Below are 14,832 nucleotides of genomic sequence, written 5' to 3' on the forward strand. Positions count from 1 at the left end.
CTTCAGACCCCCCGCCGCGTTCCGTCCGGATCCGGGCGGGTATCTTTGGAGACCGTGCCCGGCATGCGTCGGGCCGCTCCGCGTGCCGTGCGGCATGGGCGGGGTGCTCAGGCACCCGGTCACCGGCTTCGGCAGGTCGGGGTTCCGACGGAAATCCCTCCGGGAAGTTACCGGTCGTCAGACCGTGACGCGGGTCGACACGCCCGACCGCGGGGGCCGGTGAAGACACGAAGAAGCAGATCACGACAGGAAGCTGGTCCATTGCCCACGATCCAGCAGCTGGTCCGCAAGGGCCGCCAGGACAAGGCTGCCAAGCAGAAGACCGCGGCCCTCAAGGGGAGCCCGCAGCGGCGCGGCGTGTGCACCCGCGTGTACACGACCACCCCCAAGAAGCCGAACTCGGCGCTGCGCAAGGTCGCGCGTGTGAAGCTGACCAGCGGCATCGAGGTCACCGCCTACATCCCCGGTGAGGGCCACAACCTGCAGGAGCACTCGATGGTGCTCGTGCGTGGTGGTCGTGTGAAGGACCTTCCGGGTGTCCGTTACAAGATCATCCGCGGTTCGCTCGACACGCAGGGTGTCAAGAACCGCAAGCAGGCGCGCAGCCGGTACGGCGCGAAGAAGGAGAAGAGCTAATGCCCCGCAAGGGTCCGGCCCCGAAGCGGCCGCTGATCTCCGACCCCGTCTACGCCTCCCCGCTGGTCACCCAGCTGGTGAACAAGGTGCTGAAGGACGGGAAGCGGTCCCTGGCCGAGCGCATCGTGTACGGCGCGCTCGAAGGCGCTCGCGAGAAGACGGGCACCGACCCGGTCGTCACGCTGAAGCGCGCTCTCGACAACGTGAAGCCCACCATCGAGGTGAAGAGCCGCCGCGTCGGTGGTGCCACCTACCAGGTGCCGATCGAGGTCAAGCCGGGCCGCTCCACGACCCTGGCGCTGCGCTGGCTGGTCTCCTTCTCGCAGGCTCGCCGCGAGAAGACGATGATCGAGCGCCTGCAGAACGAGCTCCTGGACGCTTCCAACGGCCTCGGTGCCTCCGTGAAGCGTCGCGAAGACACGCACAAGATGGCCGAGTCCAACCGGGCCTTCGCGCACTACCGCTGGTGATGACCGCCCGGCTGTCGACCAAGCCATGCCGGGCCCCAAGCTTGAGAACAGGGGAACACTCTCGTGGCACGTGAAGTGCTGACCGACCTGAACAAGGTCCGCAACATCGGCATCATGGCCCACATCGACGCCGGCAAGACGACGACCACCGAGCGGATCCTGTTCTACACCGGGGTCAACTACAAGATCGGTGAAGTCCACGACGGCGCCGCCACCATGGACTGGATGGAGGAGGAGCAGAAGCGGGGTATCACCATCACCTCGGCTGCCACCACCACCTTCTGGGCCGACCACCAGATCAACCTGATCGACACCCCCGGGCACGTCGACTTCACCGTCGAGGTGGAGCGCAACCTCCGGGTGCTCGACGGCGCGGTCGCGGTCTTCGACGGCAAGGAAGGCGTCGAGCCGCAGTCCGAGCAGGTCTGGCGGCAGGCGGACAAGTACGACGTCCCGCGCATCTGCTTCGTCAACAAGATGGACAAGCTGGGTGCGGACTTCTACTACACCCTGAAGACCATCACGGACCGCCTCGGCGTCAAGCCGCTGGCGATCCAGCTGCCGATCGGCGCCGAGAACGACTTCGAAGGCGTCATCGACCTGGTCCGCATGAAGGCGCTGACCTGGCGCGGCGAGGTCCAGAAGGGCGAGGACTACTCGGTCGAGGACATCCCGGCCGACCTGGCCGACCGTGCGGCGGAGTACCGCGAGAAGCTGATCGAGGCCGTCGCCGAGACCGACGACGCGCTGATGGAGAAGTTCCTCGAGGGCGAAGAGCTGTCGACGGACGAGATCAAGTCCGGTATCCGCAAGCTGGTCATCACCCGCGAGGCGTTCCCGGTCCTGGCCGGCTCCGCCTTCAAGAACAAGGGCGTGCAGCCCATGCTCGACGCGGTGATCGACTACCTGCCGTCGCCGCTGGACGTCCCGGCCGTCGAGGGCCTGCTGCCCGACGGCGAGACCGTGGTGACCCGCAAGGCCTCCGTGGACGAGCCGTTCGCCGCGCTCGCGTTCAAGATCGCCGCGCACCCGTTCTTCGGCAAGCTGACCTACATCCGGGTGTACTCGGGCAAGGTCGCCGCCGGCGCGCAGGTCATCAACGCGACCAAGGAGCGCAAGGAGCGCATCGGGAAGATCTTCCAGATGCACTCCAACAAGGAGAACCCGGTCGACGACGCCCAGGTCGGCCACATCTACGCGGTCATCGGGCTGAAGGACACCACCACGGGTGACACCCTGGCGGACCCGCAGAACCCGATCGTGCTGGAGTCGATGACGTTCCCCGAGCCGGTCATCCGGGTCGCGATCGAACCGAAGACGAAGGCCGACCAGGAGAAGCTGTCCCTGGCGATCCAGAAGCTGGCCGAAGAGGACCCGACGTTCCAGGTCAAGCTGGACGAGGACACCGGCCAGACGATCATCGCGGGCATGGGTGAGCTGCACCTCGAGGTGCTGGTGAACCGGATGAAGTCCGACTACAAGGTCGAGGCGAACATCGGCAAGCCGCAGGTCGCCTACCGCGAGACGATCAAGAAGACGGTCGACAAGCTCGACTACGTCCACAAGAAGCAGACCGGTGGTTCCGGCCAGTTCGCGAAGGTCATCGTGAAGCTGGAGCCGCTCGAGCGCACCGACGGCGCGCTCTACGAGTTCGACAACAAGGTGACCGGTGGTCGCGTGCCGCGGGAGTACATCCCGTCGGTGGACGCGGGCGCGCAGGACGCGATGCAGTACGGCGTCCTGGCCGGCTACCCGCTCGTCGGGTTGAAGTTCACCCTGTTGGACGGTGCTTACCACGAGGTCGACTCTTCGGAGATGGCGTTCAAGATCGCCGGTTCCATGGCGATGAAGGAAGCCGCGAAGAAGGCCGGCCCGGTGATCCTGGAGCCGATGATGGCGGTCGAGGTGACCACGCCCGAGGACTACATGGGTGACGTCATCGGTGACCTCAACTCCCGCCGTGGTCAGATCCAGGCCATGGAGGAGCGGTCGGGCACCCGCGTCGTGAAGGCGCTGGTCCCGCTGTCGGAGATGTTCGGCTACGTCGGCGACCTGCGGTCCCGCACCCAGGGCCGGGCGAACTACTCCATGGTGTTCGACTCCTACGCCGAGGTTCCCGCGAACGTCGCGAAGGAAATCATCGCGAAGGCGACAGGGGAGTAACTCCCCCGAGCGCTCGCGGGCATTAAGGGACTCTCCTGAACGTCCGCAGCACCGACGAAGGAACATTCACGGGGCGGCAGCCACGCCGCCCCGTGAGCACGAAGCAAATCAGTCCAGGAGGACATTCCAGTGGCGAAGGCGAAATTCGAGCGGACCAAGCCGCACGTCAACATCGGCACCATCGGCCACGTTGACCACGGCAAGACGACTCTGACCGCGGCGATCACCAAGGTGCTGCACGACAAGTACCCGGAGCTGAACGAGTCGCGGGCGTTCGACCAGATCGACAACGCGCCGGAAGAGAAGCAGCGCGGCATCACGATCAACATCTCGCACGTCGAGTACCAGACCGAGAAGCGTCACTACGCGCACGTCGACGCCCCCGGTCACGCGGACTACATCAAGAACATGATCACCGGTGCGGCGCAGATGGACGGCGCGATCCTCGTGGTCGCGGCGACCGACGGCCCGATGCCGCAGACCCGTGAGCACGTGCTGCTCGCCCGCCAGGTCGGCGTGCCCTACATCGTGGTCGCGCTGAACAAGGCCGACATGGTCGACGACGAGGAGATCCTGGAGCTCGTCGAGCTCGAGGTCCGCGAGCTGCTGTCCTCGCAGGAGTTCCCCGGCGACGACGCCCCCGTCGTGCGCGTTTCGGGCCTCAAGGCGCTCGAGGGCGACGAGAAGTGGGCCGACGCCGTTCTCGAGCTGATGACCGCCGTCGACAACAACGTGCCGGACCCGGTGCGCGAGCTCGACAAGCCGTTCCTGATGCCGATCGAGGACGTCTTCACCATCACCGGTCGTGGCACCGTGGTGACCGGTCGCGTCGAGCGCGGCCAGATCAACGTCAACGAAGAGGTCGAGATCGTGGGTATCCGCGAGAAGTCGACCAAGACCACCGTCACCGGTGTCGAGATGTTCCGCAAGCTGCTCGACTCGGGCCAGGCGGGCGACAACGTCGGCCTGCTGGTCCGCGGCATCAAGCGCGAGGACGTCGAGCGCGGCCAGGTCGTCGTGAAGCCGGGCACCACCACCCCGCACACCGACTTCGAGGGCCGGGTCTACATCCTGTCGAAGGACGAGGGTGGCCGTCACACCCCGTTCTTCAACAACTACCGCCCGCAGTTCTACTTCCGCACCACCGACGTGACCGGCGTCGTGACCCTCCCCGAGGGCACCGAGATGGTCATGCCGGGCGACAACACCGACATCTCGGTCCAGCTGATCCAGCCGGTCGCGATGGACGAGGGTCTGCGCTTCGCCATCCGCGAGGGTGGCCGGACCGTCGGCGCGGGTCAGGTCACCAAGATCAACAAGTGATTTCACGCCCCGGCCGGGGGGTAATACACCCCCGGCTCAAGGGCGTCAAATCACGTGTGCGACACTATTCAGGTTGCTCGTCCTGGGGCGGCCGATCCTCGTCGGGGTTTTCCCCGCGGGGGTCCGGCCGCCCTGGCGCGAGTGGCCACGGTCCGCCGAGCCTCTTCCTTCGGGTAGGCGAGCGGGCAAAGGCGGTGAGACGGCCAGCCGGCTCATAGCCTCCTCACGTTGAGGAAGACCAGGCAAGACGACGATCCCGCGGGATCCGTCTGTGCGTCGGGCGCGACACGCCCGACCGCGTGGACCGGGGACAGGGCCGTTGAACTGCGGAAACCCAGGCTCAGGGTGGCAACACCCAGCGGGGTTTGTGAGATAGCGGCACGAGACGACAAGGAACGAGCAGCCACCATGGCGGGACAGAAGATCCGCATCCGGCTCAAGGCCTACGACCACGAGGCGATCGACACCTCGGCGCGCAAGATCGTGGAGACGGTCACGCGCACCGGCGCCCGGGTTGTCGGGCCGGTGCCGCTGCCCACCGAGAAGAACGTTTACTGCGTCATCCGCTCGCCGCACAAGTACAAGGACTCGCGCGAGCACTTCGAGATGCGCACGCACAAGCGTCTGATCGACATCCTCGACCCGACGCCGAAGACGGTCGACGCGCTCATGCGCATCGACCTGCCGGCGAGCGTCGACGTCAACATCCAGTAGTAGCGGCGGGCGAGCGGCGGAGAGTAAGAGACTCATGTCTGACAGGCAGATGAAGGGCATCCTGGGCACCAAGCTCGGCATGACCCAGGTCTTCGACGAGCAGAACCGGGTTGTCCCGGTCACCGTCGTGAAGGCCGGCCCGAACGTGGTGACCCAGGTTCGGACCCAGGAGAAGGACGGCTACAAGGCCGTGCAGCTGGCGTTCGGCGCGGTCGACCCGCGCAAGGTGAACAAGCCGCGCACCGGCCACTACGACAAGGCGGGCGTGACGCCGCGCCGGTTCCTCGCCGAGCTGCGCACCACCGACGCCGAGACCTACGAGGTCGGCCAGGAGATCACCGCCGAGGTGTTCGCCGCCGGCGTCGAGGTCGACGTGACCGGTACCAGCAAGGGCAAGGGCTACGCGGGCGTCATGAAGCGCCACGGCTTCAAGGGCCAGGGCGCGAGCCACGGTGCCCAGGCCGTGCACCGCAAGCCGGGTTCCATCGGTGGCTGCGCCACCCCCGGCCGCGTCTTCAAGGGCCTGCGCATGGCGGGCCGGATGGGCAACGACCGGGTCACCACGCAGAACCTGACCGTGCACGCCGTGCGTGCCGAGGACGGCCTGCTGCTGATCAAGGGCGCCGTGCCCGGTCCCAAGGGCGGCCTGCTGTTCGTGCGCAGCGCCGCGAAGGGTGGTAACTCCGAATGACAAGCGTCGAGCTGAAGACCCCGGCCGGTAAAGCCGACGGCACCGTGGACCTCCCCGAGGAGATCTTCGACGTGCAGGCCAATGTCGCGCTGATGCACCAGGTGGTGGTGGCCCAGCAGGCCGCCGCGCGCCAGGGCACGCACGACACGAAGACCCGTGGTGAGGTCTCCGGTGGCGGCAAGAAGCCGTACCGGCAGAAGGGCACCGGCCGTGCCCGCCAGGGTTCGACCCGCGCGCCGCAGTTCGTCGGCGGTGGCGTCGTTCACGGCCCCACGCCGCGTGACTACTCGCAGCGGACCCCGAAGAAGATGAAGGCTGCCGCTCTGCGTGGCGCCCTCTCCGACCGGGCCCGCGCCGGCCAGCTGCACGTCGTCACCGAGCTGGTGACCGGCGAGAAGCCGTCCACCAAGGCCGCCAAGGCCGCTCTCGCCGCCGTCACGGCCGCGAAGCGCGTGCTCGTGGTGCTGCACCGGGACGACGAGCTGAGCTGGGTTTCCCTGCGGAACCTGCCCGAGGTGCACATCCTCTGGGCGGACCAGCTCAACACCTACGACGTGCTGGTCAACGACGACGTCGTGTTCACCAAGGCCGCGTACGACGCGTTCGTCGCCGGCCCCGTCCGCGGCAAGGCCGTCAAGGCTTCCGCGCGGTCGGGCGAGGTCACGGAAGGGAGTGACGAGAAGTGAGTTCGGTCGCCATTCCGGACCCCCGCGACATCCTGCTCGCGCCGGTCATCTCCGAGAAGTCCTACGGGCTGCTCGAGGACCACAAGTACACGTTCATCGTCCGCCCGGACGCCAACAAGACCCAGATCAAGATCGCGGTCGAGAAGGTGTTCGGCGTCAAGGTGGTCAGCGTCAACACGGCCAACCGCCAGGGCAAGCGGAAGCGGACTCGCGCGGGCTTCGGCAAGCGCAAGGACACCAAGCGCGCCATCGTGACTCTTTCGCCCGAGAGCAAGGCGATCGAGATCTTCGGCGGACCCACCGCGTAAAGGACTGAGCTGACAATGGGCATCCGCAAGTACAAGCCGACGACCCCGGGTCGTCGCGGTTCGAGCGTCTCGGACTTCGCCGAGATCACCCGCTCCACCCCGGAGAAGTCGCTGCTTCGTCCGCTGAGCGGTTCGGGCGGTCGCAACTCGTCCGGCAAGATCACCACCCGGCACAAGGGTGGCGGCCACAAGCGCGCGTACCGAGTCATCGACTTCCGTCGCAACGACAAGGACGGCATCCCCGCCAAGGTCGCGCACATCGAGTACGACCCCAACCGGTCCGCTCGCATCGCGCTGCTGCACTACGCCGACGGCGAGAAGCGCTACATCATCGCGCCGGAGAAGCTGAAGCAGGGCGACACCGTCGAGAACGGCCCCCGGGCCGACATCAAGCCGGGCAACAACCTGCCGCTGCGCAACATCCCGGTCGGCACCGTGATCCACGCGATCGAGCTCCGCCCCGGCGGCGGCGCGAAGATGGCGCGGTCCGCGGGCGCGAAGGTGCAGCTCGTCGCCAAGGACGGTCCGTACGCCCAGCTGCGTCTCCCCTCGGGCGAGATCCGCAACGTGGACGTGCGCAACCGCGCCACGGTCGGCGAGGTCGGCAACTCCGAGCACGCCAACATCAACTGGGGCAAGGCCGGCCGCAACCGCTGGCGCGGCAAGCGCCCCACGGTCCGCGGTGTCGTCATGAACCCGGTCGACCACCCGCACGGTGGTGGTGAGGGCAAGACCTCCGGTGGTCGCCACCCGGTCAACCCGAACGGTAAGCCCGAGGGCCGCACGCGCCGGCGCAAGCCGTCCGACGCCCTCATCGTCCGCCGCCGTCGCACCGGCAAGAACAAGCGCTGAGCAGGGAGGTAGAAGCAATGCCACGCAGCCTTAAGAAGGGCCCGTTCGTGGACGACCACCTGCTCAAGAAGGTGGACGCGCTGAACGAATCGGGCAAGAAGACGGTCATCAAGACCTGGTCGCGCCGCTCGACGATCATCCCGGACTTCCTGGGTCACACGATCGCCGTGCACGACGGCCGCAAGCACGTCCCGGTGTTCGTCACCGAGGCCATGGTGGGTCACAAGCTGGGCGAGTTCGCCCCGACGCGGACCTTCAAGGGCCACATCAAGGACGACCGCAAGTCGCGCCGCCGCTGAGCGGGCACGAAACCAGACAAGGGAAGTAGCGATGAACGCCCAGAACGACGCGACGGTCGAGGCCCTGCCTACGGCTTACGCGCGGGCTCGCTTCGTCCGGGACTCGCCGACCAAGGTGCGCCGGGTGATCGAGCTCATCAAGGGACGTAGCGCCGCCGACGCCTTGGCCGTGCTCCGGTTCGCCCCGCAGGCGGCCAGCGAGCCGGTCGCGAAGGTGCTCGCCAGCGCCGTGGCCAACGCCGAGAACAACCTTCAGCTGGACCCGGAGACGCTCTGGGTCAAGAACGCGTACGCCGACGAGGGCCCCACCCTCAAGCGCATCCGGCCGCGGGCCCAGGGCCGTGCGTACCGGATCCGCAAGCGGACCAGCCACATCACCGTCGAGGTGGAGTCGCGTCCGGCCGTCACGCAGAAGGCGCAGAGCAAGAAGAAGGCAGGTGGCCGGTAGTGGGCCAGAAGATCAACCCGCACGGTTTCCGCCTGGGTATCACCACGGACTGGAAGTCGCGCTGGTACGCCGACAAGCAGTACGCCGAGTACGTGGCCGAGGACGTCAAGATCCGCAAGCTCCTCGCCACGGGCATGGAGCGCGCCGGCATCTCCAAGGTCGAGATCGAGCGCACCCGTGACCGCGTCCGCGTGGACATCCACACCGCCCGGCCGGGCATCGTCATCGGCCGCCGCGGCGCGGAGGCCGACCGGATCCGCGGCGCGCTGGAGAAGCTGACCAAGAAGCAGGTCCAGCTGAACATCCTCGAGGTCAAGAACCCCGAGGCCGACGCCCAGCTGGTCGCCCAGGCGGTCGCGGAGCAGCTCTCCAACCGCGTGGCGTTCCGCCGCGCGATGCGGAAGGCGATCCAGACCTCCATGCGCTCGCCGCAGGTCAAGGGCATCCGCGTGCAGTGCGGCGGTCGTCTCGGCGGTGCCGAGATGTCCCGCTCCGAGCACTACCGCGATGGCCGCGTCCCGCTGCACACGCTGCGCGCCGACATCGACTACGGCTTCTTCGAGGCCAAGACGACGTTCGGTCGCATCGGCGTCAAGGTGTGGATCTACAAGGGTGAGCTCGTCGGTGGCCTGAAGGCCCGCGAGGCCCGTGACGCCGCCGAGCGCGCGCCGCGTCGCGAGCGCAGCGACCGGCCGTCCCGCCCGCGTCGTTCCGGCGCGTCGGGCACCACGGCCACCTCGACCGAAGCCGGTCGGGCGGCCGCTGCCGCCACGACCGAGGCCCCGGCGGCCCCGGCCACCGAGACCGCAGAAAAGACGGAGGGCTGAGACGTGCTCATCCCGCGCAGGGTCAAGCACCGGAAGCAGCACTCCCCGAAGCGCCACGGCGCCGCCAAGGGTGGCACGAAGGTCAGCTTCGGCGAGTACGGCATCCAGGCGCTTGAGCACAGCTACGTGACGAACCGGCAGATCGAGTCCGCTCGTATCGCCATGACCCGTCACATCAAGCGTGGTGGCAAGGTGTGGACGACCATCTACCCGGACCGCCCGCTGACCAAGAAGCCGGCCGAAACCCGCATGGGTTCCGGTAAGGGTTCGCCCGAGTGGTGGATCGCCAACGTGAAGCCGGGCCGCGTGATGTTCGAGATCTCGTTCCCGAACGAGGAGACCGCCCGTGAGGCGCTCCGCCGCGCGATCCACAAGCTGCCCATGAAGTGCCGCATCGTGACCCGTGAAGGTGGTGAGTTCTGATGGCGAACGCTGGTGCTCTGGCATCGGAGCTGCGTGAGCTCACCGCGGAAGAGCTCGTCCTGCGTCTGAAGGAATACAAGGAGGAGCTCTTCAACCTCCGCTTCCAGATGGCGACCGGGCAGCTCGACAACAACCGCCGTCTGCGCACCGTCCGCACGGACATCGCGCGGATCTACACGGTCATGCGCGAGCGCGAACTCGGCCTGTCCGTTGCCCCCGACGCCGAGAGTGAAGGTGCCGCATGAGCGAGCCCACCACCGAGACGCCGGCCCGGAACGACCGCAAGGTCCGCGAGGGCTACGTCGTCTCGGACAAGATGAACAAGACGATCGTGGTCGAGCTCGAGGACCGCAAGAAGCACCCCCGTTACTCGAAGGTCGTCCGCACCACCTCCAAAGTGAAGGTGCACGACGAGAACAACGAGGCGGGCGTGGGCGACCGGGTCACCCTGATGGAGACCCGCCCGCTGTCGGCATCGAAGCGGTGGCGCCTGGTGCAGATCGTGGAGAAGGCCAAGTAAGCAGGGCTCTTTCGAGAGTTCTTAGTTCCGCAAGGCTCGCTCGTCGGGCGAGAACCGGCGCGACATACAGGAGTTGACGTGATCCAGCAGGAGTCGCGGCTTCGGGTAGCCGACAACACGGGTGCGAAGGAAATCCTCTGCATCCGGGTTCTCGGTGGTTCCGGGCGGCGCTACGCCGGCATCGGCGACATCATCGTCGCCACCGTGAAGGACGCCATCCCGGCTGCCGGGGTGAAGAAGGGCGACGTCGTCAAGGCTGTCATCGTCCGCACGGTCAAGGAGCGTCGTCGTCCGGACGGTTCCTACATCCGGTTCGACGAGAACGCCGCCGTGCTCATCAAGAACGACAACGAGCCCCGCGGCACCCGCATCTTCGGCCCGGTGGGCCGCGAGCTGCGCGACCGAAAGTTCATGAAGATCATTTCGCTCGCGCCGGAGGTGCTGTGATGAAGGTGAAGAAGGGCGACACGGTCGTCGTCATCGCCGGCAAGGACAAGGGCGCCAAGGGCAAGGTCATCCAGGCTTACCCCGAGCGCGACCGCGTGCTGGTCGAGGGCGTGAACCGGATCAAGAAGCACACGCGGATCAGCCAGACCCAGCGCGGCGCGCAGTCCGGCGGCATCGTCACGCAGGAGGCGCCCATCCACGTCTCGAACGTGATGGTCGTCGACTCGGACGGCAAGCCGTCCCGGGTGGGTTACCGCATCGGCGAGGACGGCAAGAAGGTCCGGATCTCGCGCCGGAACGGTAAGGACATCTGATGACCACCGCAGAGAAGGTCGCGCCGCGCCTCAAGGTGCGCTACCGCGACGAGATCAAGGGCCAGCTGCAGGCGGAGTTCTCCTTCGCCAACGTCCACCAGATCCCGGGCGTGGTGAAGGTCGTCGTGAACATGGGTGTCGGTGACGCCGCCCGTGACAGCAAGCTGATCGAGGGCGCGGTCAAGGACCTCGCCCTGATCACCGGTCAGAAGCCCGAGGTCCGGAAGGCCCGCAAGTCCATCGCGCAGTTCAAGCTGCGCGAGGGCCAGCCGATCGGCGCGCGCGTCACGCTGCGCGGCGACCGGATGTGGGAGTTCCTCGACCGGCTGCTGACCATCGCGCTGCCGCGTATCCGCGACTTCCGCGGGCTTTCGCCGAAGCAGTTCGACGGCCACGGCAACTACACGTTCGGTCTCAACGAGCAGTCGATGTTCCACGAGATCGACCCCGACTCCATCGACCGCCCGCGCGGCATGGACGTCACCGTCGTCACGACCGCCACGAACGACGACGAGGGCCGGGCGCTGCTGCGCAAGCTCGGCTTCCCGTTCAAGGAGAACTGAGCCGATGGCCAAGAAAGCACTGGTCCACAAGGCCGCGAAGAAGCCGAAGTTCGCCGTGCGCGCCTACACCCGCTGCCAGCGGTGCGGCCGCCCGCACGCCGTGTTCCGCAAGTTCGGGCTCTGCCGGATCTGCCTTCGCGAGATGGCACACGCGGGCGAACTGCCCGGCGTCCGCAAGTCCAGCTGGTAAGAGCTTCTTTTTAACTCCCACTTCGCCACAGGCCCTGCCGCCCGTGTACCGGGCGGCGGGGAACCAGGGCGAGAAAGGTTGACAGGTCACCATGACGATGACCGACCCCATCGCAGACTTCTTGACGCGTCTGCGTAACGCGAACTCGGCGTACCACGACGAGGTCAAGCTCCCGCACTCGAAGCTCAAGGCGAACATCGCCGAGATCCTCAAGCGCGAGGGTTACATCGCGGGCTACCACGACGAGCCGGGCGAAAAGCACAAGAACCTCGTCGTCGAACTCAAGTACGGCCCCAACCGCGAGCGGAGCATCGCCGGCCTGCGGCGCGTCTCCAAGCCCGGTCTGCGGGTCTACGCAAAATCGACCGAACTGCCGTCCGTTCTCGGCGGCCTGGGCATCGCGATCATCTCGACGTCCGGTGGCCTCCAGACCGACCGGCAGGCCAAGCGCAACAGCGTGGGCGGCGAAGTCCTCGCCTACGTCTGGTAAGGAAGGGGGCACAGACATGTCACGCATCGGAAAGCTGCCGGTCGCCGTCCCCTCCGGGGTCGAGGTGACCATCGACGGCCAGCACATCAAGGTCAAGGGGCCCAAGGGCACCCTGGAGCACACGGTCGCCGAGCCGATCGTCGTCGAACGCGACGAAGACGGCACGCTGCTGGTCAAGCGCCCGGACGACGAGCGCAACTCCAAGGCGCTGCACGGGCTCACCCGCACGCTGGTGAACAACCTCGTCGTCGGCGTCACCGCCGGCTACGAGAAGAAGATGGAAATCCACGGCGTGGGTTACCGCGTGCAGGCCAAGGGCTCGGACCTCGAGTTCGCCCTCGGCTACTCGCACCCGGTGAAGATCGAGGCCCCGGAGGGCATCACCTTCAAGGTGGAGACCCCGACCCGGTTCTCGGTCTCCGGCATCGACAAGCAGAAGGTCGGCCAGATCTCGGCGGTCATCCGCCGGCTGCGGCGCCCGGACCCGTACAAGGGCAAGGGCCTGCGGTACGAGGGCGAGAAGATCCGCCGCAAGGTCGGAAAGACGGGTAAGTGATCATGAGCGACACGACTACGAAGCGCAAGCCGGTGGGCAAGGACATCTCGACCCGCCGCCGCGTCGCGAAGGCCCGTCGGCACTTCCGCCTCCGCAAGAAGGTGTCGGGCACGGACCAGCGTCCGCGCCTGGTCGTCAAGCGGTCCTCGCGGCACATCGCCGTGCAGGTCATCGACGACCTGGCCGGCCGCACGCTGGTGTCGGCGTCCACCCTCGAGGCGGACGTCCGGACGCTCGACGGCGACAAGAAGGCCAAGGCCGCCAAGGTCGGGGAGCTCGTCGCCGCGCGCGCCAAGAACGCCGGGATCTCGGCTGTGGTGTTCGACCGTGGGGGCAACGCCTACCACGGCCGCATCGCCGCGCTCGCCGACGCCGCCCGCGAGGCGGGGTTGGAGTTCTGACGATGCAGAAGCTTGTTAACGGAAGGAAAGCCTGATGCCGGGACGTACACGGCAATTCGGCGGCGGCCAGGGTGGACCCGGCGGGCAGGGCGGCAACGACCGCGGTGACCGTCGCGACCGCCGTGACCGGCGCGACAGCGGTCGTGGCGGGGCGGCCCAGGACAAGACCCCGCACCTCGAGAAGGTCGTGACGATCAACCGCGTCGCCAAGGTCGTCAAGGGTGGTCGTCGCTTCAGCTTCACCGCCCTGGTGGTCGTCGGTGACGGCGACGGTCAGGTCGGCGTCGGCTACGGCAAGGCCAAGGAAGTTCCCGCGGCCATCGCCAAGGGCGTCGAGGAAGCGAAGAAGAACTTCTTCCGCGTCCCGCGCGTCGGCGGCACCATCCCGCACCCGATCCAGGGTGAGGAAGCCGCCGGTGTCGTGCTGCTCCGTCCGGCGTCCGCCGGTACCGGCGTCATCGCCGGTGGCCCGGTGCGCGCGGTGCTGGAGTGCGCGGGTGTCCACGACGTGCTGTCGAAGTCGCTCGGCTCCGACAACGCGATCAACATCGTGCACGCGACCGTGGCGGCCCTCAAGGGCCTGCAGCGTCCCGAAGAGGTGGCGGCCCGCCGTGGCCTGCCGCTCGAGGACGTCGCCCCGGCCCGGATGCTGCGCCAGCGTGCCGGCCAGGGGGTCTGACATGGCTCAGCTCAAGGTCACGCAGGTCAAGAGCAAGATCGGCACGAAGCACGCTCACCGCGAGTCGCTGCGCACCCTCGGGCTGCGCAAGATCCGCCAGAGCGTCGTGCGTGAAGACACCCCCCAGGTGCGCGGCCTGATCCACACCGTCCGCCACCTGGTGGAGGTCGAGGAGGTCAAGGCATGACGGCCATCAAGATCCACCACCTGCGTCCGGCTCCGGGCGCCAAGCGCGACAAGATGCGCGTCGGTCGTGGTGAGGGTTCGAAGGGCAAGACGGCCGGTCGCGGTACGAAGGGCACCAAGGCCCGGAAGAACGTGCCCGCCGGGTTCGAGGGTGGGCAGATGCCCATCCACATGCGGCTCCCGAAGCTGCGTGGGTTCAAGAACCGCTTCCGCACCGAGTACCAGCCGGTGAACGTGGGCGACATCGCCCGCGTCTTCCCGGACGGCGGCAAGATCGGCGCCGAGGAGCTCGTGCAGGGCGGCCTGGTCCGCAAGGGCAAGCTGGTGAAGGTCCTCGGCAACGGCGACCTCAACGGCGTCAAGCTGGACATCACGGCGGACGCCTTCTCCGGCTCCGCCAAGGAGAAGCTCGAGGCGGCCGGCGGTTCGGCCACCACCAACTGAGCGGTTCCACGCTTTCGAAGGCCCGTCTGGCTCGCGCCAGGCGGGCCTTCGGCGTACCCGGGTTCCTTGCCGGGAGGCGGATCCGGACGGAGGATCGGGGAGTGGACAGATCACCGCAGGAGCCCCCTGACCCGGCAGGGCCGCCGGAACCGCCCGGATCGCCGTTGAGCTTCCCGGTCGAGGCACCCCGCCCGGCCGGGCT

At 67.5% G+C, this 14,832-nt stretch carries 25 protein-coding genes; all 25 read left to right on the plus strand.

Annotation, left to right across the window (positions count from 1 at the left end; translation table 11 throughout):
* The first annotated feature begins 261 nt into the window (after positions 1-261).
* Positions 262-636 carry a 30S ribosomal protein S12 gene (gene rpsL, locus AB5J73_RS15585; protein ID WP_003102113.1) on the plus strand — a complete coding sequence of 125 codons (375 nt, stop codon included), beginning with the start codon at positions 262-264 and terminating at the stop codon, positions 634-636.
* Complete coding sequence (gene rpsG / locus AB5J73_RS15590) at positions 636-1,106, plus strand: 30S ribosomal protein S7 (RefSeq protein ID WP_003102106.1); 471 nt, start codon at positions 636-638, stop codon at positions 1,104-1,106. The genes rpsL and rpsG overlap by 1 nt, the downstream gene beginning before the upstream one ends.
* Positions 1,107-1,169: 63 nt before the next feature.
* On the plus strand, positions 1,170-3,269 hold the full coding sequence (gene fusA / locus AB5J73_RS15595; RefSeq protein WP_370970417.1) for an elongation factor G: 2,100 nt from the start codon (positions 1,170-1,172) through the stop codon (positions 3,267-3,269).
* Positions 3,270-3,398: 129 nt separating this feature from the next.
* Complete coding sequence (tuf, locus tag AB5J73_RS15600) at positions 3,399-4,592, plus strand: elongation factor Tu (RefSeq protein ID WP_370970418.1); 1,194 nt, start codon at positions 3,399-3,401, stop codon at positions 4,590-4,592.
* Positions 4,593-5,000: 408 nt separating this feature from the next.
* Positions 5,001-5,306, plus strand: coding sequence for a 30S ribosomal protein S10 (rpsJ, locus tag AB5J73_RS15605; protein WP_003102098.1), 306 nt, complete (start codon positions 5,001-5,003; stop codon positions 5,304-5,306).
* 34 nt (positions 5,307-5,340) lie between these two features.
* Entirely contained in the window at positions 5,341-5,997 is a 657-nt protein-coding gene (rplC, locus tag AB5J73_RS15610; protein ID WP_086675504.1) for a 50S ribosomal protein L3, read from the plus strand.
* On the plus strand, positions 5,994-6,683 hold the full coding sequence (rplD, locus tag AB5J73_RS15615) for a 50S ribosomal protein L4 (RefSeq protein WP_370970419.1): 690 nt from the start codon (positions 5,994-5,996) through the stop codon (positions 6,681-6,683). Before rplC ends, rplD begins: the two co-directional genes overlap by 4 nt.
* Positions 6,680-6,991, plus strand: coding sequence for a 50S ribosomal protein L23 (gene rplW / locus AB5J73_RS15620; RefSeq protein WP_003102087.1), 312 nt, complete (start codon positions 6,680-6,682; stop codon positions 6,989-6,991). Before rplD ends, rplW begins: the two co-directional genes overlap by 4 nt.
* Positions 6,992-7,006: 15 nt before the next feature.
* The gene (gene rplB / locus AB5J73_RS15625; protein ID WP_086675502.1) at positions 7,007-7,843 is read left to right on the plus strand and encodes a 50S ribosomal protein L2; all 837 of its coding nucleotides are present in this window, start codon (positions 7,007-7,009) and stop codon (positions 7,841-7,843) included.
* A gap of 17 nt (positions 7,844-7,860) precedes the next feature.
* Positions 7,861-8,142 carry a 30S ribosomal protein S19 gene (gene rpsS, locus AB5J73_RS15630; RefSeq protein ID WP_003102083.1) on the plus strand — a complete coding sequence of 94 codons (282 nt, stop codon included), beginning with the start codon at positions 7,861-7,863 and terminating at the stop codon, positions 8,140-8,142.
* 31 nt (positions 8,143-8,173) lie between these two features.
* Entirely contained in the window at positions 8,174-8,590 is a 417-nt protein-coding gene (rplV, locus tag AB5J73_RS15635; protein WP_370970420.1) for a 50S ribosomal protein L22, read from the plus strand.
* Complete coding sequence (gene rpsC / locus AB5J73_RS15640; RefSeq protein WP_086857324.1) at positions 8,590-9,417, plus strand: 30S ribosomal protein S3; 828 nt, start codon at positions 8,590-8,592, stop codon at positions 9,415-9,417. The genes rplV and rpsC overlap by 1 nt, the downstream gene beginning before the upstream one ends.
* A 3-nt stretch (positions 9,418-9,420) precedes the next feature.
* Positions 9,421-9,840 carry a 50S ribosomal protein L16 gene (rplP, locus tag AB5J73_RS15645; RefSeq protein ID WP_004558864.1) on the plus strand — a complete coding sequence of 140 codons (420 nt, stop codon included), beginning with the start codon at positions 9,421-9,423 and terminating at the stop codon, positions 9,838-9,840.
* Positions 9,840-10,085 (plus strand): 50S ribosomal protein L29, encoded by a 246-nt coding sequence (rpmC, locus tag AB5J73_RS15650; protein WP_086675500.1) that lies wholly within the window; start codon positions 9,840-9,842, stop codon positions 10,083-10,085. The genes rplP and rpmC overlap by 1 nt, the downstream gene beginning before the upstream one ends.
* Positions 10,082-10,360, plus strand: a complete 279-nt coding sequence (gene rpsQ, locus AB5J73_RS15655) for a 30S ribosomal protein S17 (RefSeq protein WP_004558866.1) — start codon at positions 10,082-10,084, stop codon at positions 10,358-10,360. The genes rpmC and rpsQ overlap by 4 nt, the downstream gene beginning before the upstream one ends.
* Before the next feature lie 78 nt (positions 10,361-10,438).
* Entirely contained in the window at positions 10,439-10,807 is a 369-nt protein-coding gene (gene rplN, locus AB5J73_RS15660) for a 50S ribosomal protein L14 (protein ID WP_004558867.1), read from the plus strand.
* The gene (gene rplX, locus AB5J73_RS15665; protein WP_086857322.1) at positions 10,807-11,121 is read left to right on the plus strand and encodes a 50S ribosomal protein L24; all 315 of its coding nucleotides are present in this window, start codon (positions 10,807-10,809) and stop codon (positions 11,119-11,121) included. The genes rplN and rplX overlap by 1 nt, the downstream gene beginning before the upstream one ends.
* Positions 11,121-11,684: a 50S ribosomal protein L5 gene (rplE, locus tag AB5J73_RS15670; protein WP_125306115.1), complete on the plus strand. Its 564-nt coding sequence runs from the start codon at positions 11,121-11,123 to the stop codon at positions 11,682-11,684. The genes rplX and rplE overlap by 1 nt, the downstream gene beginning before the upstream one ends.
* 4 nt (positions 11,685-11,688) lie before the next feature.
* On the plus strand, positions 11,689-11,874 hold the full coding sequence (locus tag AB5J73_RS15675; protein ID WP_004558870.1) for a type Z 30S ribosomal protein S14: 186 nt from the start codon (positions 11,689-11,691) through the stop codon (positions 11,872-11,874).
* 91 nt (positions 11,875-11,965) lie between these two features.
* Positions 11,966-12,364: a 30S ribosomal protein S8 gene (rpsH, locus tag AB5J73_RS15680; protein WP_004558871.1), complete on the plus strand. Its 399-nt coding sequence runs from the start codon at positions 11,966-11,968 to the stop codon at positions 12,362-12,364.
* A gap of 16 nt (positions 12,365-12,380) precedes the next feature.
* The gene (gene rplF / locus AB5J73_RS15685; RefSeq protein ID WP_093949030.1) at positions 12,381-12,920 is read left to right on the plus strand and encodes a 50S ribosomal protein L6; all 540 of its coding nucleotides are present in this window, start codon (positions 12,381-12,383) and stop codon (positions 12,918-12,920) included.
* Positions 12,921-12,922: 2 nt separating this feature from the next.
* Complete coding sequence (gene rplR / locus AB5J73_RS15690) at positions 12,923-13,321, plus strand: 50S ribosomal protein L18 (protein WP_370970421.1); 399 nt, start codon at positions 12,923-12,925, stop codon at positions 13,319-13,321.
* A gap of 34 nt (positions 13,322-13,355) precedes the next feature.
* A complete protein-coding gene (gene rpsE, locus AB5J73_RS15695; RefSeq protein ID WP_004558874.1) occupies positions 13,356-14,000 on the plus strand; it encodes a 30S ribosomal protein S5 in 645 nt (214 codons plus the stop codon).
* Position 14,001: 1 nt separating this feature from the next.
* Entirely contained in the window at positions 14,002-14,187 is a 186-nt protein-coding gene (gene rpmD / locus AB5J73_RS15700; protein ID WP_033291195.1) for a 50S ribosomal protein L30, read from the plus strand.
* A complete protein-coding gene (gene rplO / locus AB5J73_RS15705; protein WP_086857318.1) occupies positions 14,184-14,630 on the plus strand; it encodes a 50S ribosomal protein L15 in 447 nt (148 codons plus the stop codon). Before rpmD ends, rplO begins: the two co-directional genes overlap by 4 nt.
* The last annotated feature ends 202 nt before the right edge of the window (positions 14,631-14,832 follow it).

This window comes from Amycolatopsis sp. cg9 (assembly GCF_041346945.1).
Lineage (GTDB): Bacteria > Actinomycetota > Actinomycetes > Mycobacteriales > Pseudonocardiaceae > Amycolatopsis.

Coding starts and splice junctions, on each gene's coding strand:
- rpsG (WP_003102106.1), top strand. CDS start 636: ATGCCCCGCAAGGGTCCGGCCCCGAAGCGGCCGCTGATCTCCGACCCC.
- rpsJ (WP_003102098.1), top strand. CDS start 5,001: ATGGCGGGACAGAAGATCCGCATCCGGCTCAAGGCCTACGACCACGAG.
- rplC (WP_086675504.1), top strand. CDS start 5,341: ATGTCTGACAGGCAGATGAAGGGCATCCTGGGCACCAAGCTCGGCATG.
- rplD (WP_370970419.1), top strand. CDS start 5,994: ATGACAAGCGTCGAGCTGAAGACCCCGGCCGGTAAAGCCGACGGCACC.
- rplB (WP_086675502.1), top strand. CDS start 7,007: ATGGGCATCCGCAAGTACAAGCCGACGACCCCGGGTCGTCGCGGTTCG.
- rpsS (WP_003102083.1), top strand. CDS start 7,861: ATGCCACGCAGCCTTAAGAAGGGCCCGTTCGTGGACGACCACCTGCTC.
- rplV (WP_370970420.1), top strand. CDS start 8,174: ATGAACGCCCAGAACGACGCGACGGTCGAGGCCCTGCCTACGGCTTAC.
- rpmC (WP_086675500.1), top strand. CDS start 9,840: ATGGCGAACGCTGGTGCTCTGGCATCGGAGCTGCGTGAGCTCACCGCG.
- rpsQ (WP_004558866.1), top strand. CDS start 10,082: ATGAGCGAGCCCACCACCGAGACGCCGGCCCGGAACGACCGCAAGGTC.
- rplX (WP_086857322.1), top strand. CDS start 10,807: ATGAAGGTGAAGAAGGGCGACACGGTCGTCGTCATCGCCGGCAAGGAC.
- rplE (WP_125306115.1), top strand. CDS start 11,121: ATGACCACCGCAGAGAAGGTCGCGCCGCGCCTCAAGGTGCGCTACCGC.
- AB5J73_RS15675 (WP_004558870.1), top strand. CDS start 11,689: ATGGCCAAGAAAGCACTGGTCCACAAGGCCGCGAAGAAGCCGAAGTTC.
- rpsH (WP_004558871.1), top strand. CDS start 11,966: ATGACGATGACCGACCCCATCGCAGACTTCTTGACGCGTCTGCGTAAC.
- rplF (WP_093949030.1), top strand. CDS start 12,381: ATGTCACGCATCGGAAAGCTGCCGGTCGCCGTCCCCTCCGGGGTCGAG.
- rplR (WP_370970421.1), top strand. CDS start 12,923: ATGAGCGACACGACTACGAAGCGCAAGCCGGTGGGCAAGGACATCTCG.
- rpsE (WP_004558874.1), top strand. CDS start 13,356: ATGCCGGGACGTACACGGCAATTCGGCGGCGGCCAGGGTGGACCCGGC.
- rpmD (WP_033291195.1), top strand. CDS start 14,002: ATGGCTCAGCTCAAGGTCACGCAGGTCAAGAGCAAGATCGGCACGAAG.
- rplO (WP_086857318.1), top strand. CDS start 14,184: ATGACGGCCATCAAGATCCACCACCTGCGTCCGGCTCCGGGCGCCAAG.